The sequence below is a fragment of the Paenibacillus sp. FSL K6-4396 genome (genome assembly GCF_038002525.1).
Classification (GTDB): domain Bacteria; phylum Bacillota; class Bacilli; order Paenibacillales; family Paenibacillaceae; genus Paenibacillus; species Paenibacillus amylolyticus_B.
Genome location: NZ_JBBOCR010000001.1, coordinates 4,516,263 through 4,541,294, shown reverse-complemented (window position 1 = coordinate 4,541,294; position 25,032 = coordinate 4,516,263). Strand labels below are relative to the sequence as shown.

General features: G+C 45.1%; 27 protein-coding genes. All 27 read left to right on the top strand.

The genetic code is table 11. The features are described 5' to 3' along the window. The first annotated feature begins 9 nt into the window (after positions 1-9). Positions 10-318 carry a hypothetical protein gene (locus MHB85_RS19845; protein WP_146117054.1) on the top strand — a complete coding sequence of 103 codons (309 nt, stop codon included), beginning with the start codon at positions 10-12 and terminating at the stop codon, positions 316-318. Positions 319-331: 13 nt separating this feature from the next. Next, complete coding sequence (locus tag MHB85_RS19840) at positions 332-1,414, top strand: hypothetical protein (protein WP_192130989.1); 1,083 nt, start codon at positions 332-334, stop codon at positions 1,412-1,414. A gap of 3 nt (positions 1,415-1,417) precedes the next feature. Next, positions 1,418-2,371 (top strand): hypothetical protein, encoded by a 954-nt coding sequence (locus tag MHB85_RS19835; RefSeq protein WP_192130991.1) that lies wholly within the window; start codon positions 1,418-1,420, stop codon positions 2,369-2,371. Between the two features lie 16 nt (positions 2,372-2,387). Next, positions 2,388-3,179, top strand: coding sequence for a hypothetical protein (locus MHB85_RS19830; RefSeq protein ID WP_192130992.1), 792 nt, complete (start codon positions 2,388-2,390; stop codon positions 3,177-3,179). A 13-nt stretch (positions 3,180-3,192) separates the two neighbouring features. Next, positions 3,193-3,753 (top strand): hypothetical protein, encoded by a 561-nt coding sequence (locus MHB85_RS19825; RefSeq protein WP_105599458.1) that lies wholly within the window; start codon positions 3,193-3,195, stop codon positions 3,751-3,753. After that, on the top strand, positions 3,750-4,145 hold the full coding sequence (locus MHB85_RS19820) for a hypothetical protein (RefSeq protein WP_192130995.1): 396 nt from the start codon (positions 3,750-3,752) through the stop codon (positions 4,143-4,145). The genes MHB85_RS19825 and MHB85_RS19820 overlap by 4 nt, the downstream gene beginning before the upstream one ends. An 18-nt stretch (positions 4,146-4,163) precedes the next feature. Then, entirely contained in the window at positions 4,164-5,078 is a 915-nt protein-coding gene (locus MHB85_RS19815) for a hypothetical protein (protein ID WP_192130997.1), read from the top strand. Positions 5,079-5,234: 156 nt separating this feature from the next. Continuing rightward, positions 5,235-5,558 carry a hypothetical protein gene (locus tag MHB85_RS19810; protein ID WP_105599452.1) on the top strand — a complete coding sequence of 108 codons (324 nt, stop codon included), beginning with the start codon at positions 5,235-5,237 and terminating at the stop codon, positions 5,556-5,558. After that, positions 5,527-5,724: a hypothetical protein gene (locus tag MHB85_RS19805; RefSeq protein ID WP_192130999.1), complete on the top strand. Its 198-nt coding sequence runs from the start codon at positions 5,527-5,529 to the stop codon at positions 5,722-5,724. The genes MHB85_RS19810 and MHB85_RS19805 overlap by 32 nt, the downstream gene beginning before the upstream one ends. Positions 5,725-5,958: 234 nt before the next feature. Next, on the top strand, positions 5,959-6,375 hold the full coding sequence (locus MHB85_RS19800; RefSeq protein ID WP_105599449.1) for a Na-translocating system protein MpsC family protein: 417 nt from the start codon (positions 5,959-5,961) through the stop codon (positions 6,373-6,375). A gap of 599 nt (positions 6,376-6,974) precedes the next feature. After that, positions 6,975-7,541, top strand: a complete 567-nt coding sequence (locus MHB85_RS19795) for a sigma-70 family RNA polymerase sigma factor (protein WP_105599445.1) — start codon at positions 6,975-6,977, stop codon at positions 7,539-7,541. Positions 7,542-7,675: 134 nt separating this feature from the next. Continuing rightward, positions 7,676-8,062, top strand: a complete 387-nt coding sequence (locus MHB85_RS19790) for a hypothetical protein (RefSeq protein ID WP_105599443.1) — start codon at positions 7,676-7,678, stop codon at positions 8,060-8,062. A 78-nt stretch (positions 8,063-8,140) separates the two neighbouring features. Beyond that, positions 8,141-8,515, top strand: a complete 375-nt coding sequence (locus MHB85_RS19785) for a hypothetical protein (RefSeq protein ID WP_105599442.1) — start codon at positions 8,141-8,143, stop codon at positions 8,513-8,515. After that, positions 8,512-8,727: a hypothetical protein gene (locus tag MHB85_RS19780; protein ID WP_105599440.1), complete on the top strand. Its 216-nt coding sequence runs from the start codon at positions 8,512-8,514 to the stop codon at positions 8,725-8,727. The genes MHB85_RS19785 and MHB85_RS19780 overlap by 4 nt, the downstream gene beginning before the upstream one ends. A 62-nt stretch (positions 8,728-8,789) precedes the next feature. Then, positions 8,790-9,497, top strand: a complete 708-nt coding sequence (locus MHB85_RS19775; RefSeq protein ID WP_105599438.1) for a lytic transglycosylase domain-containing protein — start codon at positions 8,790-8,792, stop codon at positions 9,495-9,497. Positions 9,498-9,563: 66 nt separating this feature from the next. Further along, the gene (locus MHB85_RS19770) at positions 9,564-10,367 is read left to right on the top strand and encodes a sigma-70 family RNA polymerase sigma factor (RefSeq protein WP_105599437.1); all 804 of its coding nucleotides are present in this window, start codon (positions 9,564-9,566) and stop codon (positions 10,365-10,367) included. A 163-nt stretch (positions 10,368-10,530) separates the two neighbouring features. Next, positions 10,531-11,718: a D-alanyl-D-alanine carboxypeptidase family protein gene (locus tag MHB85_RS19765; RefSeq protein ID WP_105599435.1), complete on the top strand. Its 1,188-nt coding sequence runs from the start codon at positions 10,531-10,533 to the stop codon at positions 11,716-11,718. Between the two features lie 31 nt (positions 11,719-11,749). After that, the gene (locus MHB85_RS19760; RefSeq protein WP_036672256.1) at positions 11,750-12,376 is read left to right on the top strand and encodes a nucleoside recognition domain-containing protein; all 627 of its coding nucleotides are present in this window, start codon (positions 11,750-11,752) and stop codon (positions 12,374-12,376) included. Between the two features lie 6 nt (positions 12,377-12,382). Then, a complete protein-coding gene (locus MHB85_RS19755) occupies positions 12,383-12,916 on the top strand; it encodes a spore maturation protein (protein WP_341073542.1) in 534 nt (177 codons plus the stop codon). Positions 12,917-12,979: 63 nt separating this feature from the next. Continuing rightward, the gene (locus MHB85_RS19750; protein ID WP_105599434.1) at positions 12,980-13,798 is read left to right on the top strand and encodes a S1 family peptidase; all 819 of its coding nucleotides are present in this window, start codon (positions 12,980-12,982) and stop codon (positions 13,796-13,798) included. A gap of 196 nt (positions 13,799-13,994) precedes the next feature. Then, positions 13,995-14,744, top strand: coding sequence for a pseudouridine synthase (locus MHB85_RS19745; RefSeq protein WP_036607741.1), 750 nt, complete (start codon positions 13,995-13,997; stop codon positions 14,742-14,744). Positions 14,745-14,878: 134 nt separating this feature from the next. Next, positions 14,879-15,406, top strand: a complete 528-nt coding sequence (locus MHB85_RS19740; protein ID WP_017687661.1) for a redoxin family protein — start codon at positions 14,879-14,881, stop codon at positions 15,404-15,406. Positions 15,407-15,420: 14 nt separating this feature from the next. After that, the gene (resB, locus tag MHB85_RS19735; protein WP_341073541.1) at positions 15,421-17,094 is read left to right on the top strand and encodes a cytochrome c biogenesis protein ResB; all 1,674 of its coding nucleotides are present in this window, start codon (positions 15,421-15,423) and stop codon (positions 17,092-17,094) included. Beyond that, the gene (ccsA, locus tag MHB85_RS19730) at positions 17,091-18,353 is read left to right on the top strand and encodes a cytochrome c biogenesis protein CcsA (RefSeq protein ID WP_091018068.1); all 1,263 of its coding nucleotides are present in this window, start codon (positions 17,091-17,093) and stop codon (positions 18,351-18,353) included. Before resB ends, ccsA begins: the two co-directional genes overlap by 4 nt. A gap of 139 nt (positions 18,354-18,492) precedes the next feature. Then, complete coding sequence (locus tag MHB85_RS19725) at positions 18,493-19,209, top strand: response regulator transcription factor (protein ID WP_017687664.1); 717 nt, start codon at positions 18,493-18,495, stop codon at positions 19,207-19,209. Between the two features lie 55 nt (positions 19,210-19,264). Next, entirely contained in the window at positions 19,265-20,662 is a 1,398-nt protein-coding gene (locus MHB85_RS19720) for an ATP-binding protein (protein WP_341073540.1), read from the top strand. Between the two features lie 194 nt (positions 20,663-20,856). Beyond that, on the top strand, positions 20,857-24,738 hold the full coding sequence (locus tag MHB85_RS19715) for a BclA C-terminal domain-containing protein (RefSeq protein WP_341073539.1): 3,882 nt from the start codon (positions 20,857-20,859) through the stop codon (positions 24,736-24,738). The last annotated feature ends 294 nt before the right edge of the window (positions 24,739-25,032 follow it).

Genomic DNA, 25,032 nt, shown 5'->3' with positions numbered 1-25,032 from the left:
CATACGATTATGGATAAATTAGTGGGCAATCACTTAGAGCCATTCAGTACAGAGGAAATTGAAATCCTGATCTTTGCTTTTGAAAGCAATATCCTGTTTGATAATGTGGCTCATAAGTTTCTGCCTTCACTAAAAGGGTTACCTGAAATTTATGAGGCTGCTAGTAGTGGTGTGGAATCAGAGGATGGAGCTGAGGATAAAGAGCAGTCTTATCAAGAGAATCTCATAACAGAGAGAAGCGACATGGTGAAATCAATTCTGTTAACCGTACTTAAAGAGAACATCTTTCACGAAATGAAAATCCGATTTGGTGCCTAAGGAGGTGAGGTAGTTGGCTGAAAATATTTTATTAGGTGCCCTGCGTCGGTATGAGTTTTACTCGTACTGTTCAACGTTTATTAAGACCCTGTACGACACAGTAACACAGGATTTGTATGGCGATGTCCACTGGGAGTGGTCTTATAGTAACAATAATAACTACGCACAGCCCAAATCCTGGAATACAAGTCTAAATAGTATCGCCAATCAAGGAACAATAACGGCAAAAAATAATAATGATCCTAATATTTTTTTTACAATTTCAATGAATTCTTCCAGTTATACATATGCTAGTGATAATAGTCGTGGAGCGTACTCTAAGAATTATGTTCTAAGAACTGGTTTAAGAAATAATGGATCTACAATATTACCCGATTTATATACTAATCTTGGAGCAGTCACCGAAATCCCTTTTCATACAATGGACTACAACTCTGTTTATGCTAATGAATACCAACGTGTAAACACCGCAGTTAATGTCTACTGGAAGTGGAGTCTATTTATCACAGAGAACTATATATTTCTCTTTGGTGAACCTCAGACAAACTTAAATCTAGCATATCCATTCCGTATGTATCTTGGAAGAGTAAAACCATTCGAAGAAGAAGATCCTTTGATTGCTAACGATAACGTCGGTATTTTCTCTCATTTTCCGCACGGTTTAATCGATAACGATGATGAACTTAAATATCGAACAGGGCGCGGTTACATGCGTTCTTCACGTAATGGAACGCCAAATGCATTATATCACTTTGCAACGAGTTCACAAGTACCTTCACCCGGTTTAGGAGGGAGATTTTTCATCTCACCATTTTACGTCTGGCATGAAACAGAAGGTGCCAGAGGTGAATTTCAAGGTATAAGAACTGCGGTACTCAAGGATGCCAGTAAGTATCCCGATGGATCAATCTTGGATTTGGGCGATGAAAGATATTATGTCTTCCATGCATTCGACCAAGCTCATCCTGCTACGAATCAGCAGTTTTATGCAACAAACGGTACCGCGTATGCAGGTCAACCCTACTTCTTCGATTCAGCGTTACTCCTCGGTGGCGGGCAGCGGGTGCTGCTTTTCGAAATTGAGAAGGAGGTGTAGCGCATGACCATGATTCGCAGACACGAGTTTACCAGTACGCTAAGCTTATTTACTTCAACACTTGTTAACACATTGAAAGATGCGCTCGATCCTTACTGGGATACGGTACATACTGCCGAAACAACCTATGCCAACTGGGGAAATGCGCTGCTTACCAATAAAAAAAATACATCCATGCGATTTACCATGTGTGTGATTGCACACGCCAGGGGCGTCAATATTCGCTGGGGACTGAAGAACCTGGGAAGCAATGTGGCATCACCAGATCTATTCGTCAATCCACCAGTGGACACAGATAAATTCATGACGGAAACGCCATTTTTGTGTCATAACGTGCAGTACAATGTGAACTATAAGTGGTCAGTAATTTCGAATGAGGATATCCTTTTTATTCACGGAGAGAGTCTGAACTACCCGGAACGAGCTTATCCCGTACGAATATTCCTAGGTAAATGCCAGCCACTAGAGCAAGAAGACCCGGCGATTGCCAATAAATTTTATGGCGTTTTCCCACATATGCCTTTATTCGCTTCGGATAACAACACATCAGACCAATATGATACGCCCAGAGGTGTCGTTATGACTTCCCGGAATGGAACGGAGTATGCACTGTACAATTTTGGAACTGAGTCGATTCCTTCTCCAGGTGTGGGTTCCAGATACTATGTTACGCCTTTCATGGTCTATCATCCATCTGAAGGAGCTAGGGGTGAATTCAAGGGTATGCGTTCCATTGTTTTTAAAAACAGTGCCCAGCACCCCGATGGATCAATTCTGGATCTTGGCAATGATGGCAAGTACTACGTGTTTCATGTGGTAGACCAGGATTATCCGAATACAGATTATGGACGTTATTACTACAATTCGAACCTAGCTCCTGTGTATTCAAGGCCGAAGTTTTTCCATGGTGCCAGACTGCTTGGTGGCGGGCAAAGAGCGTTACTTTTCCAAATATAGGAGGTGTTTAAGAGGAATGGCTACTTTCACAGGCAAAGTTAAGATGAATGAATTATTCGCGAATATTGTTCAAGGTTTTAAAACGATTGCGGGATCTCCCTGGTCCATTTTTTACGAGACAGCGAGTGTGATCGTGCTGAAATCGGTGGGCACAACGGGTTCTGATAAACTGTTCTTCAGACTTGAGGTTGGAAACACGAAGGAAACTACGGGAAACAAATTGACCGTGAGTGTGGCTGAAGATGTGATGGCAACAGATGGTAGTATTCCTTTGGGCAGAGCCGAAGTGAAAAAGGACTTTCTATGTCATACGAGTGCGGTTGATACGAATCTATTAATCGATTACCAAGTTTCAGTTCAACCAAACCGTATTATTATTTACTTGCAGGGGGATGTGAATTCGGTCACCGGTATATCCAATCTGGGTTACTTCGGAATTCTGAACAGATATGCCACAGAGACAGATTCCTCGAGTTTGAGTGTTGGCCTCAGCTACAACGGGGATAATGGTATCCGGACGTTGCGTGATAAAGATAAACAGATGGTGAATAACATTTATGATGCTTACTCTGCCATGCTTCCTGTTAATCCAGGGTGGGGGTCCCTTTATCATCTTGCTCCGGTTATTATGTGTAATGGTGTGGAAGGCCCTAGAGGCGAGCTTATTGATATCTATGCGGTACCTTCTGCCGGAGTTTCCCATGGAGATGAGATCAAAGTGGGCACTAAAACATATAAGGTATACTCACTGTCGATTGGTGGACAGAGCTTCTTATCAGGCGCTACGGTTGCTGTCCTGATGAATTAAGGTGGTGATGGACATGGCTATACATCAAGGGAAAGTTGTAGGGACCGCCGAGAGCGGTTCTCTCTATACCCAGAGTAAGGCGGCAGTTCTCCATGGCATTGGATACGATCTTGATGCTGTTCCGGTTACCATTGAAGGTAAGGAAATAGTCTATTCATTAGGAACGTTATCCACTACGGCTGAATTAATTGACATCTACCGTTGGGGTACATGGAGGATGCTGGACAACCATAATGATCAATTGATTGGATACGTTACGGATAAGTATATTTATGGGCCACGAACCAGAGTGGGAATTCCTAATGAAAAAAATATGATACTGAAGCATCAATTTTTGACCCAATCCAGTGGAGCAGGTTTAATTCGAGACACCATAAGAGGCCTAAAAACAAAACAAAATTTTGCGGGGCTTGATTGGTGCATTAAGGTCAAAATTCCTGTCCAGCAAGCGGGGTTAGTGGGGAAAACGTGGGGGGATTGGTCTTACAGCGGAAGTGGTAACACATCTGGCAATCATCTTCGTCCACGACGGTATCCGGATACGCATATTCCTAGAAGGAGGGAAGACTCTTGAACAGGACATGGAAACTGATGGAGGAGATGAGAAAAGTGCTATTGCCGGTATCGTTTGCCCAAAGAGTAGAGTATGTTGCCGGTGGGGCGAAGGCAATGATTGATATTCCCATGGAACATCCTCGATTCATGATCAAAACGATTAGGGTCATTCCGTCCAGAGAAACGAATGTGGAAGTTCATATATTGAACAGTGCGGGTCCACATCCAGAGGTTCTCTACTTCAACAATGCCCAATACTCGACGGGGAATTTTATGGAAGGGATTTACGATATGATCGATTTGCCATATGAGGACGTAGATGGGACTTCAACACTTCACTTGTCGTTAAAAAATCTGGGTACAGATGTAGCCCACTTCGATATCGAGGTCGTTGGATTGACTACGAGGTAGGAGGAGGAGGACCACCACATGGATATTGTTTCATTCAGCAAAGCTGCCAAAGTAGAACGTGAAGTTAAACAAGCCAGGGATTCTTATGCCTCACTTGATGGCAGACTGGACGCAGTGTCAGTAGGAAACGTGGTCTCGGTCAGACTCAAAACTGAACTGCCAACCTTAGGTGAAGCAGGAAGATTGTATCTGGTACGCCAAGACTCAAGCAATCAAAATGAATCAACGACCTATACATACAGCGGTGGGAAATATGTAAAGGTGGGTGGTGATCGAGTTTCAAACCATCCCGAGAATGGAATCATTAATCTTAATGGTTCCAAAACGGTGATCTATACTCATCCGGATACACACAGTGCAGACATGTTAACAGATGGAAGTTATAACGTTATCATGACTCTGAACGAACGTGAAAAGTTGTCCAGCATCGAGCTTGAGGCCAATCATTACAAACATCCTGACACACACAGTGCCGATATGATCAGCGATGGAGAAACGCATGTGAGTATGACCTGGGCTGAACGAAAACGCCTCAATGTCATTGATCCGTGGGAATCGATCAGCGATTTGGTAGATTATACGGATGTAGTTACATATTTTGCTTTTGACATGCAGGGAAGAGTTATTCGACAAGTCGTTACAGACAACTACACCGAGCAGCTGGTCAGAGAACCTGTACTGATCATGCCAGCTTCTCCAGAAGGTTATGCACAAGATGAATCTTTCATGGTCACTTCCATTGGTGAAATTTACCGATATGACGGTGTGGACTTCGTGCAGCTTCCTACTTTGGTTGATGTCATCTATCAGTATGATGATGAGGGAAGAATGGTGGCAAAGTCCATCACCAGGATGGGAACAACACCTGTTCAAACCAACTTCCAATATATATATGATTCATACGGCAATCGTATAGCGGTTAAGAAATACTAATACGGAAGGATAGCATGTGCTGTCCTTTTTTCTTTTAACAACGAAATAGTTTGTGTATCCCACATCTACATATGAAGATTAGCATTAACACTTATTTGGATAAGACGTATAGAGAAAGTAGTATGAAAACGTAATTATTCCGGGAGGTAGTATACGATGAATATTGAACTTACTGCTCATTTCTATTTCAAGGGAAGTGGGAAGAAAAAGACGGTGAACTGGATAGAAGATAATCCTAGATTACAACAGAAAGAGAAAGATTCGGATAAGATCGTACGCGAAATCCCGTTAACTGCGGATGAGGTTAAGCAAGAATATCGCCGACTATTCACCAAACACAAGAACGAGGGAAAATCGATCACGTTGGAAGATACAGACGATGTGGTTCATATCATTGATCTTACCGATGTGCGAAATATTGAATTGACCTCTAAGGAGGGGAATACAGATGCTTTACAGGCTGACCTTTGCACTGAATGATGAGGAAATTGTCACTACCGAGATGACCTCCGATAAGGAGGATCTGGTTGGAGCAACGGAAAAAGCGTTCGATTTGATCGAAAGAGACTATGGTGCCAATGTCATTTTGAACCTGGTTGCGTTTAGCCTGCTCAAAATAGAGCTCACCAATGAAATGATAAATTAAGCGTATAAGCTAACTAATGTTAGCTTTTCAGCACTAACTGCTATTTTATTTGAATAATTATAAAATATAGTTAATAAAGTGATATACCCCAAGCCTAGTTCTGGGGTCTATTCCTTTTTCATGAAAAGTTGATAGTGAATTGATTTAATGCATCCATTGAAACTTGTCTTGTACAAGCAGTTTTGATTAAACTAGGTTGAATTCATATGTTCAGGGGCAGTAGAAGGGGTCAGGATGATTGGCAAGGAGGGATGGGACATTGAGATAAAAGACTTGGAAAGAGAGCTCGCAAAGTTGGCATCCAGAATAAGAAAAGATTTTACTGAACGCGGGCCGGTAGATACCAGAGTCTCTATCATGAATCATTTTATCATCTTAAAGTTTACAGCAAAATTCACCAAGCCTGAAGCGTTTATGCTGGAACATATGCAATCACACTCAAGTCAAATTTTCGCCGAATACAAGATGAAGCTAGCACATATGATGAGAGAAGATTTCAACCCCGTTTTCTCCTATATCAACATGGGTCTGAAGATCGAAGACATCGAAACAACATTTTTTGGCCATGATTTTGCAGAGCAGATTACAGTCTTCAAGATGAACAAGGATGTTGAAGTACTGCTGAAAAATGATGAGATTAAGATGCCTTAAGACCTATGAACTAACGTTTGAATACTGGACAGGTTCTTAGGAACTAATTTTTGTTGTTGACAATATCCTACATATTTCCTTATACTACCCTTATGGCGATCGAATAGATTAATAATCTTGACGAAGCCTATAACCTTGTTAAAGAACTTGAAGGCCATATCTTCGGTAATTGGGACGAAATAGATGTCAGACCAAGACCGACACATTCCACCATTTTGGTATTTTCCAGTGGTGCGCTCTGTGTTGGTCTTTTTGTTTGTAAAAAATGCTGCTTTACCTTTCACCGTATACTTCGTATATAGTCAGTAAAAGACATATAAGCGAACGAAATAAATAAATGTTGCGAACATTAGTTCGTATTTGTTATTCTGAATGTAATAGGATGGGAATAGGGAGGCGGATCAAAGGGAGATTTCTTGATCGTTTGTATGTAATTAGGCTTATTAGCTTCAATTCTGTGTAAATAAGACTACATAAGGTATATGAGATTTCGGGAGCAATAGCGGGAATATAGAGTAAGATCATGCTGGATAGCGACTAGATTGTGAAGAAAGAATACGAACTACTAATAATTAAATAGTTAATGGGGGAAATGTATAATGCCTGCTACAACTGCTATGGGTTTTGATGATTTATTTGAGATTGGGGATATAGACATGTTCCTGAATAAAGCTCAGGAGAAGTGTCGTCACAAGCTTAGAGGTAAAACGTTTGCCGGGATGGAGAAAGAAGATGTGACCCAGGAGATTATGATCAAATTAGTTAAATCCCTGGACAAGTATGATGCAGAAAAAGCCAAAATGTCGACGTTTGTTGATCATCTTATCGAAAATAAAATCAAGGACATGTACCGCAAGTGCATGTCTGAGAAAAATCTCAGTGTGGTTAACGCTGTACAGATCATGTGCACGGATCAGGGTGGTGGCGATGAATCGGAAGGCTCAGATATCGCATTAGCGCTTGGTCATGCTGGGTTTGCTTATGAGAATTTTGAGTTTGTAACAGATATTATGGAAAATATGAGACTGAACGAACGTGAGAAACAAATCTTTAAGCTTCGGACTTCGGGGTATGAATTTGTAGAGATTGCAGGAATGCTAGGTGTATCCAAGGCACGTATATCCCAGTTATGGAAAGCGATTCGTGAGAAATACGAAGCATTGTAGTCATAAGTGGCAATTAATAGCCTAAGTTTGATGAAGATAGATCAGTAACCTACATAGAACAGAGAGAGCACCCTTAACTGGGTGCTTTTTTATGTCGTATAGAGTGATTAGTACAGAAAGGAAGGCGGAACAAGATGCTTAGTGTGGTGGTTTTAGGATTTTCTGTGGAACGTCTGGAGGGGTATTCGGATATCGCTTGGGCAAGTCATGATTCTTCGACAGCTTCTGATTTAAGCAACAGGGAGTATGCCTTGATCATTGAGAAAGTAGTGGTACAGGCTGATGCCGTCTTGGTTAATCTGGATATGGATCATTTGACCTCTACTGATATTGTGATCATGCATCATGCTTATATACATAAAAAGCCGATCTTGGTTGTGGGTTTCAGGCCATTGGAGCCTGTCATTGAAGACTTTGTCTCCAAACGAGTGGCTGATCTGGACGTGGCTGTACACCATATGCGGACGAACTATATGGTCCTAAGCAGCGGAACCAATACTTCATCTGCGGCTCCAATTTAACTGCTGCTCCTATAACACGTATAGAGAATGTAAGGGCAAGAATATTCGCGAGACTTTAATTAATGGAGGAATAATTCAATGACACATGTGATCAAAGCAAAAGAAGATAAATTAACGGAAGAAATCGTAGCCAGTATGATTGGAAAGTATATCCACGCGCCGACCAATATGCATGAAATCCAGACGCCAACCGGCGCAACAACCCAGGCCAACGTATGGTTTGCTGGCAGTGTAGCGGGTTACGAAAAAGCCGTTATTGGATTCAACTACGAAGAGGGTACCTTCCATGAAGAACCACAAACATTTTATAACGTTCATTTAACGGATGGTATGGGGTACATTCTGACAAGTGCTTATGAATTGGAGATTCATGAACTGACCGAAGAGGAGTTTAATCAACTCATTGAAGAGAAAAAGGAAGAGGAACAAGACTCATCTGGTGAAGAGCAATGAAGGTGTTAAACTACGCCTCGGATTTAGCTGTAAAAACGTTTGTGTCCGCTAGCGCTGCAGGTGTGGAAGAATTAATCAACGCATGGATGTTATCCAAGCCACACACGTTCGTTACCGGACTGGAGTTTACCTCCACCGTTGAACCATCCAGCAGCACGTTGGAATTTGCGGCAATCATCGTATATCAACCAAGTGAACAAGACCAATCCTAACGTTGTATGAGATTATTCCTTCTATAATATAGAGGCTTTCAGTAAGGAGGTGGGCGAATCTGTTGCTCACTTTAGAAAGAGTAATAGGTATTGTTATTGCTGTTGTGGTATTGGCTTCGCAATACGGGAGTCTATCAGCATTAGGAAATTACAAACCGATCGGCGAAGAAGCGCTTGACTCCAAGAGATTAAAGGAAGTAACACAAGAAGAGCAGATAAAGCCAGTAAAACCAATGAAGCAAGAAAAACAAGAGAAGCAAGAAAAGCAGGGAAAACAAGTTAAAGATGCATCGGTTGCTCCTGCGCAAATACAAATGACTGATATGCTTGAGCAGTATATAGAACTCCATCATGAGAAAACAGTGAGCCGGGCAAAGCTGCTGAAGTATGTGAGGTGGGTAGTTCAATATTCGAAGGATACGGATATCGATTCCGTCTGGATTCTGGCTATGATGTGGCAAGAGAGCCGGATGTTAGAGGAAAGTGTATCATCTCATGGAGCGATTGGTTTACTTCAGATTCTTCCAAGCACAGCGAAATCGTTTGGAGTGAGTAAACAGGAGCTACATCAGCCTGAAACGAATATTAGGACAAGCATTATATACTTGGAATATCTTATGGATAAGTACGACGGAAATCTTCGTACGGCAACCATTGCGTACAATCAGGGAGAAGGAAACGTAGCTAAGGGAAAGGCTCGCTCCTGGTACTACAATCAAGTGAAGGAGCACCATAAAAAAATGCTTGAAATAATCAAAAAAGGACAATAAACATCAGTTAACAATAGAATTTGAATACTATAGTATAGTTTATCAATTTTACATAGGGAGATCCAAATGGGAAAATTTCCAGAACATATTAGTACGAATTTGCAGGTAGATAAGAAGCACTACACAATGGATGAAGTAGAAAATATTGAACGTTGTAAGCTCGATGAGCATTTCCTCGGGGATTGTATTTTGGTCAATGAGAACTTGATTTGGCATTCTGTTCATAAGTATATTGGAAAGCCCGAAATGATTATTAAGAATCATTGTGTAGAGAAGGATGATATTCTTCAACTGGGCCGTCTGGGATTCATCAAAGCGATTAGGGCATTTGATACGGGGCGTGGCGTGAAATTTAGTTCGTTTGCTGTCACTGCGATTGTCAGAGAGATCCGATGTTTTCTAAGAGATAGCGCAAGCATTATTCGTCCAACTCGCACAGCTACGGAATTAATCAACCGAATCAATCGACTTGAGCACGATATGGGCTACCTGCCACCAGCACATGAAATCGCGTTGCTGCTGGATGAGGAGGAAGATAAGGTCAACAAAGCACTCCAGGTGGGTAAAGGTGTGAAGTACCTGGATGAGCCTGTAGGTGCTGATGATCAACAAACTCAATCCGTGACTTTGATGGATACTATCTATAGTGGGGAGAACATTGAAGAAGGTATTCTGGACAAGTTATACGTTGATGCGGTTATTGATTCAGTCAAGCGCAAGCTTAGTGAGAAAGAAGTGACTGTACTCAAGCATCGTGTAGAAGGATTTAATCAAACTCAGACAGCAGATATGGAAGACATTAGCCAGATGAGGGTCTCTAGAATTATGCGAAAAGTAGCTAAAATGCTGGATAAAAAGGATCAGGCATGATTTTTGCCTCAGCCCTTCATATCTTATATAACGTCTCATAGATAACGTCCCTCCCGCATCCCAGCGTGAGGGATTTTTTGCTGTTTTTGCCCGATGGGACATACTCCAAGTTGTCCGGACATAAGATAGTACAAGATTCCAAGTGACCCGGAGGAATGAATTGATGCGAAAAATAACGAAAGTTCTTGCATGCATGCTTATCCCTGTCTTCTTGCTGTCTTCATTAGGGGTTACTCAAGCCCAGGCAACAATTCAAGGTCCGTCTACACATGCGCAAAGCGCTGCTCTCATTGATGTCACATCAGGCCGGATCTTATACAGCAAGGATGGGGATAAGGAACTGCGGATTGCCAGCTTGACCAAAATCATGACGGCGATTGTAGCGATCGAACACAGCAAGCTGGATGAGAAAGTGAAAGTGACTCCCACGGCTTTTGCCAAAGAAGGATCGTCTCTCTATCTGAAGTTAGGTGAAGAGATGACGCTTGAAAACATGTTGTACGGGCTAATGCTCCGTTCAGGCAATGACGCTGCCTCTGCGATCGCAGAACATGTCGGTGGATCGGAAGAAGGCTTTGTCCTGTTAATGAACAAAAAAGCGGAGCAAATCGGCCTGACCCATTCCCATTTTATGAACCCTCATGGACTGGATGCAGAAGGTCACTATTCTACAGCTAATGACTTGGCCCGATTAACGGCATATGCGTTGCACAATCCGGTGTTCAAACGCATCGTAGCCACGGAGGACAAATCCGCACCGAACCCCAATGAAAGCTGGGAATACTCTTGGCATAACAAAAATAAAATGCTGCGGATGTATGAAGGTGCAGATGGCGTTAAAACCGGCTACACAAAGAAAGCTTTCAGATGTTTGGTCAGCTCCGCTACACGTAATGGACAGCAGCTCGCCGCAGTAACGCTGAACGACGGAAACGATTGGAACGATCATGCTCGGATGCTAGATTTCGGGTTTGAATACTTCCCGTTGGTAGAGATCGCGAAGCAAGAACAGCCTGTGCAAAATACAGATGTTGTTACGGGCCGGGGATTCTGGTACCCACTGGCTAAAAGTGAACAAGGCTCATTGACCAAGAAATTGATACTACACGAAAATCGAGGACAGTCGGAAACGGATGGCAAGGAACAATCGACAGATCCTTCGTTCGGATTGGCAGGTCGCATTGATATGCAACTTGACGGAAAACTTGTTGGCTCAATTCCGGTGTATCGCAAAGGCAGTTATATTCCTCCTGAACCGAAGACAGAAGATGCAACGCTGGGTGGAATAGGTGATGTCTCTTCCTGGGCAGCTGCATGGCGTGCCGTGTTAAGCCACCTGTTGTCTCCGTAGCTAAATCGCAATTGAAGGGAGGATATCATCCATGATTAATCTAATATGGCTGCTCATGATTTTAATCGGATTTGCTTTTGCAGCCGTCAACGGCAATATCGAAGTAGTCACGCAAGCTGCTTTTGATGGGGCTGCAACGGGAGTCACGGTCTGTTTTGGACTGATTAGTGTTCTTGTGTTCTGGATGGGTATGATGAAAATGGCTGAGGATGCTGGCCTCTTGGCCCGGATTGCCAAGCTGCTCGGTCCGGTTGTGGGTTTCCTGTTCCCCGATGTGCCCAAAAATCATCCGGCGATGGGTTATATTCTCTCCAATATGAGTGCGAATCTGCTGGGGCTAGGAAATGCGGCTACTCCAATGGGAATCAAAGCCATGCAACAGCTGCAGGAGCTTAATCCGGACAAACAAACCGCTTCTCCTGCCATGTGCACCTTACTGGCTCTGAATACGGCTAGTATTACCATTATTCCGACAACGCTGATCGCCATCCGCTTAAACTATCATTCTGCCAATGCTACAGAGATTGTGGGAACAACATTGATGGCTACCATTATCGCTACACTTGCTGCTATAATCGCCGATCGCTGGTATCGGAACAGGGCTTTACACAAACCGCCGCGCATACAGAAAAGTGGCAATCCCGGCATGAAAGGATGAGCACCTTTGTTAACCTTCATCAACTGGATCTCCGTCTGGGCCATCCCGGTTATTATCGCGTTTGTTCCATTATATGCGTTTACCAAAAAGGTCCCGGTTTACGAATCCTTTGTTGATGGGGCAAAGGATGGTTTCTCCACTGCAATCAGTATTATTCCGCATCTCGTGGGCATGATGGTCGCAATCAGTGTATTTCGTGCCTCGGGTGCATTGGATTTTGTGATTAGTCTGTTCGCTCCGCTGGTGTGCTGGATGGGTGTTCCAGGCGAAGTGTTGCCACTCGGAATATTGCGTCCTTTAACGGGGACAGGCTCTCTGGCGTTTACAACCGATCTGATCAAAACCCATGGTCCCGACTCTATGATCGGACGTATGGCGTCTACGATTCAGGGGAGTACAGACACCACATTATATGTGCTGACTGTCTATTTTGGGGCTGTAGGGATACGGAACGGTCGATATGCACTCAAAGTAGGGTTGTTTTCCGATGTCGTTGGTTTTATTGCTGCCCTCGCCATTTGTTTGCTCGTTTTTGGTTAAAAGATATCTCCTTTCCTTCCGATATATTAGATATGCTAGAATAATAGCGGAGGAGAGTGAGACATGCAGAAGAGTTGGAAACGAATGCTCCGTGTCGGAATGACAGGCGTGCTTGCTATTGCAATGCTCGCAGGGTCAACGGGGCTGGCGGCAGCTCAAGCCGTTCAGACGATACATTTTACAGGTTACTTCGATAAACAGCTGCGTGCACAAATGGCAGTTACGGCAGATTCTTTTCCAGTCGTGAATGTACGTTTGGTCAAGCAGGATGAACCCGATATGGTATATTATGATGTTGGTACCTCGATACTGATCTCGAAGGATGAAGTGCTCACGAATTACCATGTCGTTCAGAGTTTTGCTGAACTGTCTGATGGTGATGAAGGCACACTGACTGTTGCGAGCCCAGGTTCCTTAGGAAAGCCTGTAAAGGCAAAGATTATGAAGACAGATCCGGTGACAGACATGGCGCTGCTGAAGCTGGACAAGGAAATAGACGCCCAACCGGTCACATTTGCAAACGCGAGGGATAACCAGGTTGTCTATACGATTGGATTCCCCAAAAATCCTGCTGGTGATCTGGTCATCCTGGATGAAGATTTTCCTTCAACCTTCAATACGATAGCCAAAAGCAGAGTGTTTAGTTCTCAAGCTTCGGATGTTCCAGGTAAAAAGGGAATCGGCAGTATTGTGAAATCCATGGCCCAAGGTAATTCAGGTGGCCCTGTTCTGGATCAGAACAACCGGGTCATTGGGATGATGACATTTGTGTACGGTGGACGTACCTATTATATTACTTCCAAGACATTGGAGACTTTCATTAAAGAGAGTACTAAACCTCCCAAAAAACAAGTTGCAGTTGCCGGAAAAGTTTCCAATTAAATGATTTGAGGAAAAGGCTTATCTTTACGCCATCTGTGTTCAACAGGTCGTGTAAAGGCAGGCTTTTTTTGCGTCAATCTCAAAGGGGGAGGTAGCCTAAAATACATATTCGTGTCGCCAGTTAACAAAATCCTTGGATTATCCTTGTGATTTCCCTGTTTGATGGGTATCATTAGTGTGAGGTGACATGACAAACATGGAAAGATTACAAAAAATTATCGCACAGGCAGGCATTGCATCCCGCCGCAAAAGCGAGGAACTAATCCTGTCCGGCAAAGTAGAAGTTAACGGGGAGGTCGTAACCGAACTGGGTACAAAAGCGAACCCCGAAGAGGATATGATTACGGTTAATGGAAAACCGATCCGCAGTGAGAAAAAAGTGTATTTGATGTTGAACAAGCCAAAAGGCGTAATCACAAGTGCATCTGACCCGGAAGGTCGGAAAATTGTATCCGACTACCTGAAAGGTGTCAAGGAACGCGTATATCCTGTAGGTCGTCTGGATTATGACACAGAGGGCTTATTGATCCTTACCAATGATGGTGAGTTTGCACATTTGCTGACGCATCCGAAGCATCACGTACCCAAAACGTATCACGCAACGGTCAAAGGTGTGCCACATGGTACAGCTCTGGAGAAATTAAAGACAGGCATTATGCTGGATGACGGCATGACGGCTCCTGCAGAGGTAGAGTACAAAGATGTGGATACAGCGGCTAATGAGTCGGTCATTTCCATTACGATCTATGAAGGACGTAACCGTCAGGTTAGACGTATGTTCGAGGCAATCAACCATCCGGTAACCCGTCTGAAACGGATTTCGTTTGGTGGTATTTTGCTACAAAACCTGAAACGTGGTCTGACACGTCATCTGACCAAAGAGGAAGTCAACAACCTGATTACCCTCGCACAATCAGAACCAGCCAAAAAAATGAAAAAAAGGTAATGTGAGGACACATAATTTTCATAAAACCGCCGCAGTTTTGTGACGAAATTCGCTATAATTGTTCATAGGATGTTCACAGTTGTCTTAGACCAATAAGATGCGAATGCTACAGTCACTTAAAAGGGGAGCAGCACATGGGCAAATCAAGAAGAACGGTGCAAATCGTCATTTTGTTATTGATCCTGGTGTTGGGCGGATATGCGATTACCACATCGGTATCCGGCTCGAATGGCAAGCCAAAGGAAGGGGATAAGTCTCCTTCTTTTGAACTGCTGGGCCTGGATGGTCAAGTTCATACGTCTGATGAGTACAAAGGAAAAGCAATGGTGATCAATTTCTGGGGCACTTGGTGTGAACCTTGTGTTAAAGAAATGCCTGCACTTCAGGCGCAAGCTGACAAATGGAAGGACCAGGGAGTACAATTTGTCGGAATTAATGTTGGAGAAGACCAGATGACCGTGGATAATTTTGTACGGCAGGTTGGGGTTACGTTTCCAATCATGTTAGACCGTGAGAAAAACTCGGTTCGTGATTTTGGGATCTCTCCGATGCCAACGACATTCTTTGTGTCCGACACGGGCAAAATCTCTACCATTCATATCGGGCAACTTGATTTGGACACACTTGACGCTCAAATTTCGCAACTGGCGAAGCAGCCCTGATAGGAGGTCTATTCGTGTTCCAAAATACCAAATGTGAGTGCGGACACCAGAATCCGGTTGGCACTGTACTATGTGAAGCATGTGGGAAACCGATACTGGAGTCTGAAGCTAAATCGAATGAAGTGCTGGAAATGCGTTATGATGGCATGGCGCGCCGTTCACAGCGCAGTAATCCCAACATCATTGACCGCATATGGAACTTTTTTTCATCCGTCAAAATTGCCGTCTATATGATTGTTTTCACGCTTGTAGGTTCTATGCTTGGTACGATCTATCCGCAAGAAAGTACATTTTTAAATATTGATCCTTCCGTTTATTACAAAGAAACATACGGTCAGTTGGGTCATATCTATTATCTGTTGGGTTTATCCCATACATACGAATCCTGGTGGTTTATCTTGCTGTTGGTGCTGATTGGTGCATCATTGGTGATATGCAGTCTGGATCGCGTCCTACCGCTCTACAAAGCACTGAATAAACAGAAAATACGTAAACATACGCAATTTCTGACGAGACAGCGTCTGGTGTACCAAGGATATATCGAAGAGGCACCAGAAGACTGGATTAAGAAAGCGGTTACGCCGCTTAAAAAGAAAGGCTACCGAGTGCACACCCAAGGTGATGCTTTGCTCGCCGAGAAACAGCGATTCAGTCGATGGGGCCCATATGTCATCCATATTGGACTCATTATATTTCTGCTGGCGGTGCTCGCACGAGGGCTACCTGGCCTGAATCTGGATGAGCATGTTGCTTTTCCAGAAGGTGAGATCAAAAAGATCCCGAATACGTCGATGTATCTGAAAAATGAACAGTTTAATGTTGAATTTTACAGTGAGGAAGAAGTACCTGAGCAATTCCGTAACCTGAATAAGACCGTTCCAAAACTGTTCGAAACAAAAGTTATTTTATATGAATGTACAGCAGATTGTTCGGATCTTTCGAAAAAACCTCAATTGGCTGAGGTGGCCAGACATGATGTTCGTGTGAATCATCCATTAAATTATAACGGTCTGAAAGCATATCAGTTTGATTATGATCTCACACCTACCATTCGGTCCGTAACGCCGGATCTGGTCAATACAAAGACTGGTGAAGTATATGGGGCGATTAAGATTGATATGGTCGATACCCAAAAAACATTTGAAGCGGGTCCTTATGAACTGACCGTAAAGGAAAAGTTCATGGACTTTGGATTGGATGAGAATGGTCAGCCCAAATCAAAATCGCCTTCACCTAATGCACCTGCTTTTCTCTTTCTCATTAAGGGACCGAATCTGCCGGAAGAGGGGATACAATATCTTTATTTTGCGAAGCAGATTGATAAGCAACGGTTTCAGCAGGATGCAATTAACCAACAGCTGATCGGAGCAGAGATTCCTTTACAGTTGGAAGTAGACAGCATGGACAAGGTTGATATTATTCAATCCGTAAGTTATCTCAATATACGCGTGGATAAAGCAATGCCTTTTGTGTGGGTAGGAGCCGGCATTGTCATGTTGGGTCTGGTCATGGGTTTTTATTGGCATCATCGCCGCATCTGGATTCGTTTTGATGATCAACAGCTTACCTTGGGTGGACATACCAACAAAAACTGGTTTGGCTTCAGGCGTGAAGTCGCGGCTGTTTTGAGACAAATGAATTTGGAAGTGGAAGAGAAGTCGTTGGATAACGGGGGGAACCAAGCATGAATTTATTGGATTTCAGCAGCGACGCATTTATCGTAGCTTTCTTTCTCTATTGTGCCGCATTCTTTTTATATGGTGTTGCGGTAATGGGCAAAAAATGGAGCAATCGTGATCCTCTGGACCATATGAATCGCTGGGGTAAACGAGCTTTCATTGCCTCGACTGTCGCTTTGGCAGCACATCTTGTATTTTTTGCAACACGATGGGCTGGGGCAGGGCATATCCCGGTTAGTAACATGTACGAGTTTATGTCTTTTCTGTCCATGATGATCATGGTTGCATTTATCGTTGTATACGCCATATATCGGAAGTCACTACTGGGTTTGTTTGCCTTACCACTTACCATCATTATAATGGCTTACGCTGCTGTATTTCCTCAGGAGGTACAGCCGTTAATCCCGGCACTTCAGTCCATCTGGCTGAAAATTCACGTGACGTTGGCTGCACTTGGTGAAGCATTCTTCGCCGTGGGTTTTGCCGCAGGGTTCATGTATTTGCTCCGTACGGTTGATTTCAGTGGTAAAGACAAGTCTTCAAGACGGCAAAGAGGATGGGTTGAATTCACCCTGGTTACGATTGTCGTCGTTATCGGATTTATCGGGACGGTATTTGCCTTTCGTGCAGCTGGTTACGAGGCAGTTTTTGTACAGAAAACGGTCAGCATTGACACAGAGGTACAGGAAAATAGTACAATAGAGAAAGTGAATTATCGCATGCCTCCGATTTTTGCACCATATAATAGCGAAGTGGAGAGCATGACACCGTTTCTTGGCATGAAAAAACCTTTACTTGAGACGCCTTCCTGGATGAACGGCGTAAATGCCGGGCGCAAGCTGAATACGGTGGTTTGGTCACTTATTGTAGGTTTGATCCTATATGGAATTGTACGACTTCTTGTACGCAGACCACTTGGACAAGCGTTACAGCCAATGATGGATGGAATTGATGCCGATGATCTGGATGAGATAAGTTATCGTGCGATTGCCATCGGTTTTCCGATATTTACGCTGGGAGCATTAATCTTTGCCATGATCTGGGCTCAGATTGCCTGGAGTCGTTTTTGGGGCTGGGACCCCAAAGAGGTGTGGGCATTGATCACATGGCTATATTATAGTGTGTATCTGCATTTGCGTTTATCCAGAGGTTGGCAAGGTCAGAAGTCTGCATGGCTTGCAGTTCTTGGCTTCCTAGTCGTCATGTTTACGCTAGTTGGGGTGAATCTGATCATTGCTGGATTACATTCTTACGCTGGTGCGGACTAGGACTGACTCGTATTGCAAAGGTTGAGTTTAGAAGCGGGAAACACAAATGTACCTTTTTATTGAAGGGTATTCAAATATTGTTCGCCAGATCGAACATAATAGAAGTGATGAGGAGTTATTGCAAAGGGGCTGGAGAGGCATGGCTGAACATGAGAATCGAATACTGGTCGTGGATGACGAAGAGAGAATCCGCAGGCTTTTAAAAATGTATCTTGAAAAAGAAGGTTATGAAATCGATGAAGCCGAGGATGGGGAAACTGCGCTGCGTAAAGCAACAGCAGGGGACTACGGGCTGATTTTGCTTGATGTGATGTTACCAGGTATGGATGGAGTTGAAGTGTGTACCCGTCTTCGTCAGGTGAAATCAACGCCGGTTTTGATGCTCACTGCAAAAGGTGAAGAGATTAACCGGGTTCAAGGCTTCGAAGTTGGCGCTGATGACTATGTTGTAAAACCATTCAGCCCGCGTGAAGTGATTTATCGTGTCAAAGCGATTTTGCGTCGATCTTCCGCGACGGCTTATCTCTCCAAGGAGAGCAATTCGAGTAACAACATCGTGTTCCCGCATCTGGTTATAGAGCATGATGCCCACCGGGTAACCGCTGGTGGCGAAGAGATTAGTCTTACACCAAAAGAATATGAATTACTGCACTACCTGGCAACATCTCCCGACAAAGTTTTCTCCAGAGAAGAATTGCTCAAGGATGTATGGAATTACGAATTCTTTGGCGATCTTCGTACCGTGGATACGCATGTGAAGCGTCTTCGCGAGAAACTTAACAAGGTATCGCCTGAATCGGCGGCCATGATTACGACGGTGTGGGGTGTGGGTTATAAACTGGAAGTACCGAAGTAGTTTTAGTTTCTGGAGATCACTGGTCGGGAAGTTATGGATCACTATTATCTGCCTTGTGGGTTGTGTACTTATTGCGCTGGGTCTTTTTTTGCTGCCCTACATTGATACGAACTTTGCAGAATCCGAATCCAGAGATATTAAGCGGTTGTTCACCTATATCTGTATAATCGGATTCAGTTTAACCACGTTTTTTGCATTGTTTCTATTCACCAAAATAACGCAGCCCATGCAGCAATTGATTCAGGCAGCCAATGCGATTCGCAAAGGGAATTACGGAACACGTCTCTCCCTGGTAACGAGTGATGAGATTGGTGAACTTGCCAACACATTTAATCATATGGCTGCCCAACTGGAAGATAATATTCGAAACCTTAACCATGAGAAGGAACATTTGGCAAGTGTGCTTCGCAGCATGACCGATGCGGTGGTTACATTTGATGGTGAAGGCAAAGTTATTCTGACGAATCCGCCTGGAGAGAAGATCATGCAGGCATGGTATGATCTCGATTGGGAGAAAATGGACGAAGGACAAGAATCCGAGCAGTCTGACAAAACTTCGCGTGATGTACCTGAGCCCCTTCTCCCTTTGTTCAGAATGGTGATGGAGCAAGGTGGAGACCAGAACTCCAATGTTCACGTACAGCAAGGTGTCTGGTCTGTTCAGATGGCACCGTTGTATGCTGACAGTGTTGTCAGAGGGGCTGTGGCTGTCTTGAGAGATGTAACCGAAGAAGTGCGTCTGGAGAAAATGCGGCGTGATTTCGTGGCTAACGTATCTCATGAGATACGAACACCGCTATCCATGATGCAAGGCTACAGTGAAGCCCTTTTGGACGGCATGGCAACCTCACCGGAAGAGAGCGAAGAACTGATCCAGGTCATTCATGATGAGTCCCTCCGGATGGGTAGATTGGTTAAAGACTTGCTTGATCTTGCCCGGATGGAAGCTGGACACACGGACATGGTGATGAAGGAAGTTGACCTTGGAGAATTACTTGAACGTGTATATCGGAAGTTCTCGGTGCGTTCAAAAGAACAGGGAATTCAACTGCACTTTGAGTTCGAACAGCCAACCATTGAACTTCAACAGGCAGATGAGGATCGACTTGAGCAAGTATTTACGAATTTGCTGGATAATGCGTTCAGACATACACCTACTGGAAAAAATGTTATGATCTCAGTTGAGCGGGTCACTTATCTTCGTGCTCCATTTGTCAGAGTTTCTGTGAAGGATCAGGGTGTAGGTATCCCATCATCCGACTTGCCATTTATTTTCGAACGATTCTACAAAGCAGACAAGGCTCGTGTTCGGGGAGAAAGTGTAGGTACGGGGCTTGGTTTAGCGATTGTGAAAAATATTGTTGATGCGCATCAAGGCATGATTACCGTCAATAGTGTGCTTGGCGAAGGGACAGAGTTTATTTTGCAATTTCCTTTGGATTCATCGAAATAGCCTGAATTTCATACAAAAAGTGCGGAAACACCCTCTTATGGAGGGTGTTTTTTTGTTGAAGACTACCGTTTAATCTTGTTCAACGTGGAACAAGAATGGTCTTTTTTTGACTAAAAAGAGTGTCCAAGATAATTTTCCTTCCTATATGACATAAGCTTGAAAAGCAAGCAAGATAGAGGAGGATTGAGTTAAGCATGTCCGATGATCGAAAAAGGGTCAATATTAAAGCTTTCCTGGAAGGCAGATCTTTTAGAGCAGGCTCTCCGTTTATTCCAATAACCACAAGCGAACTGGAGCAGTTTGAATCCATACTGCGTTCTTTGGCTGTGGCTATTCCTGCTGCAATTAGTCAGCCGATTTCAGCCAATATACTGTCATTACAGAATGGATTACGCCAGTTACTTACTTTTGTAAATCAATCCGGATTTCGTGCCGGAGTAAAGGCAGAATTACAAGCCGTATTGGAATTAACGATTGCAGGTTCAGAGGTTGTCCCTGTTCCTCTTATTAATCTCGCAGGTAACTTGCAAAACTTACTGGATGACTTGTTAAGTGTGACGTTGCTTCTGGAAGCACCACCTGCAGAAAAAGATAAACTTGTAGGATTAATTCGATCGATCTCCATATCGCTAAGTCGGGCGACGACAACTCTTGGAACTGGAGGGATTACCGGACCAGCTGGCCCACAGGGAGTGCCAGGAGTTCCGGGGGTACCCGGTGTTCCAGGAGTCCCTGGGGTGAAAGGGGCTACTGGAACACCGGGAGGAATTGGACCAGTAGGACCGGTTGGCCCAGTTGGTCCACAGGGAGCACAGGGTCCGGCAGGAGCACCTGGTGTGGGTTTGAACAATATTACTGCATATGATCCTGCACTGGGACCAACTTATGCTCAAGGTCAAGTAGTAAGCTACGAGGGTAGTCTTTATGTTGCCAATGTAAACGGTCCCTTGGGTACACCCGGAAGTTCTCCAGACTACACTCTTTTGCTGTCGGGTGGAACGAATGGAGCAACGGGAGCAACCGGAGCAACCGGAGCTGGTTTGACAGGAGCCGTGGCATTTAATCCAGCGCTCGCCCCGGGTTATCCAGCAGGTCAAGTCATTACGTATAACGGTAGTACTTACATTACGAGTGTAGATGGTCCTCTAGGAACACCAGGATCTTCATCGGATTACACATTAATCGCTGCTGCGGGGGCGACTGGTGCAACTGGAGCCACAGGTGCAGGATTAAGCGGCATCGTGCCATTCGATCCCGCATTAGCACCAACATATGCAGCTGGACAGATCGTCACGTTTGGTGGCAGTACTTATATTACAAATGTCGCTTCGCCAACGGGTACGCCAGGAAGTTCTCCAGACTATACATTGCTTGCAGGTGCAGGGCCTACAGGAGCCACAGGTGTAACGGGAGCAACCGGGGCGGGATTGACAGGCCTTGTGCCATTTGATCCAGCCGCAGCCCCAACGTATCCAGATGGTCAGGTTGTAACGTTTAACGGCAGTACGTATATTGCGAATATAGCATCGCCAACCGGAACGCCGGATACATCGCCAGATTACACATTGCTTGCTGGCGCAGGAGCAACGGGTGTAACAGGTGCAACTGGAGTTGGAGTAACAGGAAGTACCGGAGTCACAGGAGCATCAGGAGTGACGGGAGCGACAGGCGTAGGTTTAAGTGGTATCTTGCCATTCGATCCAGCCGCAGCCCCAACGTATCCAGCGGGTCAGGTTGTAACGTTTAACGACAGTACGTATATTGCGAATGTAGCAGCACCAACCGGAACGCCGGGCACATCGCCAGATTACACGTTGCTTGCTGGCGCTGGAGCAACAGGTGTGACGGGTGCAACTGGCGTTGGAGTGACAGGAAGTACCGGAGCATCCGGCGTAACAGGAGCGACAGGTGTAGGTTTAAGTGGCATTGTACCATTCGATCCAGCCGTAGCCCCGACGTATCCAGCGGGTCAGGTTGTAACGTTCAACGGCAGTACCTATATTGCGAATGTAGCATCGCCAACCGGAACACCGGGGACTTCACCGGATTACACATTGCTTGCGGGCGTGGGAGCAACAGGTGTTACAGGAGCAACCGGCTTTGGAGTAACGGGAAGTACCGGAGTCACGGGAGCATCGGGCGTAACAGGAGCGACAGGCGTAGGTTTAAATGGCATTGTACCATTCGATCCAGCCGTAGCCCCAACGTATCCAGCGGGTCAGGTTGTAACGTTCAACGGCAGTACGTATATTGTGAATGTCGCATCGCCAACCGGAACGCCGGATACATCGCCAGATTACACATTGCTTGCTGGCGCTGGAGCAACGGGTGTAACAGGTGCAACTGGAGTTGGAGTAACAGGAAGTACCGGAGTCACAGGAGCATCAGGAGTGACGGGAGCGACAGGCGTAGGTTTAAGTGGTATCTTGCCATTCGATCCAGCCGCAGCCCCAACGTATCCAGCGGGTCAGGTTGTAACGTTTAACGACAGTACGTATATTGCGAATGTGGCAGCACCAACCGGAACGCCGGGCACATCGCCAGATTACACATTGCTTGCTGGAGCAGGAGCAACGGGTGTGACAGGTGCAACTGGCGTTGGAGTAACAGGAAGTACCGGAGTCACGGGAGCATCGGGCGTAACAGGAACGACAGGTGTAGGTTTAAGTGGCATTTTACCATTCGATCCAGCCGTAGCCCCAACATATCTAGCGGGTCAGGTTGTAACGTTCAACGGCAGTACGTATATTGCGAATGTAGCCTCACCAACGGGAACGCCGGGGACTTCACCAGATTACACATTGCTTGCGGGCGCAGGAGCAACTGGAGTTACAGGAGCAACTGGAGTTGGCGTAACCGGCAGTACCGGATTAACAGGTGCAACGGGTGAAACGGGAGCGACGGGTCTTGCAGGGTTGACCGGAGCGACTGGGGTTACAGGAGCAACCGGAGTCGGCGTGACCGGAAGTACGGGATTGACAGGTGAAACGGGAGCGACGGGTGCGGCAGGGTTAACCGGAGCCACTGGTGAAACAGGAGCAACAGGTATAACGGGGGCAACGGGAGTCGGAGTAACAGGAAGTACCGGGGTAACGGGTGTGACTGGTGAAACGGGAGCGACAGGTATAACCGGAGCAACGGGAGTCGGCGTAACGGGAAGTACCGGAGTTACTGGTGTCACTGGTGAAACAGGAGTAACAGGTATAACTGGGGTCACAGGAGTCGGCGTAACGGGAAGTACCGGGGCAACGGGTATGACTGGGGGAACAGGAGCGACAGGTATAACCGGAGCCACGGGAGTCGGCGTAACGGGAAGTACCGGGGCAACGGGTGTGACTGGGGGAACAGGAGCGACAGGTATAACCGGAGCCACGGGAGTCGGCGTAACAGGAAGTACCGGAGCAACTGGTGCCACTGGTGAAACAGGAGCAACAGGTATAACCGGAGCCACAGGAGTTGGCGTAACGGGAAGTACCGGAGTTACTGGTGTGACTGGTGAAACAGGAGCGACAGGCATAACCGGGGCCACGGGAGTCGGCGTAACAGGAAGTACCGGAGCAACTGGTGCGACTGGGGAAACAGGAGCGACAGGTATAACCGGGGCCACCGGAGTTGGCGTAACGGGAAGTACGGGGGCAACAGGGACAACTGGAGTTACAGGAGCAACGGGAACATCTGTAACATCTAACTCGGCTTTTGCTGAGAACACTAATGGTACGATTGTTGTAATATTGGGCGGTACACTCGTTCCATTACCGAATAACCAAAATATTGGCACAGGTATAACCGTCAATGGGACAAATGACACCTTCACGCTTGCCAATGCAGGTCGTTACTATATCTCATACAGAATAAATCTGACAGCTGCACTTGCTATCCAATCTCGGGTTTTACTTAACGGTACAGCTATTCCAGCGAGTGTAGTATCTCCAGTACTTTCACTCAGTCAGCTGCAGTCTGACTTTATGGTTACCGTTACCGCTGGTTCAACAATACAGTTACAATTATTCGGGCTTGTTGGCACAGCTATTCTTTCTCCTCCGGGATCTACACTAAACATTATTCAGTTAAGTTAATAGTTCGATAACGTATTAAGACTATTTCCCTAATGGGCAAATGAAATGGAACTCTTATGGGATTAGTGCATCAGATTGTCGAGAAACCCAGATCATTTTTAGATCTTGGGTTTCTCTTTCTTTCCAGATAGTGGGTCAATCCAATATTAGGTGCTTGGGGCGACCGAAAGAGTAAGTTCCGCACGGCCAGAAGTATCACTCACCATCATTAGAATTACTTTAAAATTGAAATGAATACGTAATTTACTTCGCGACAAAAAAAGACGGAACCAAGAGGGTCCCGTCTTTTCTTAT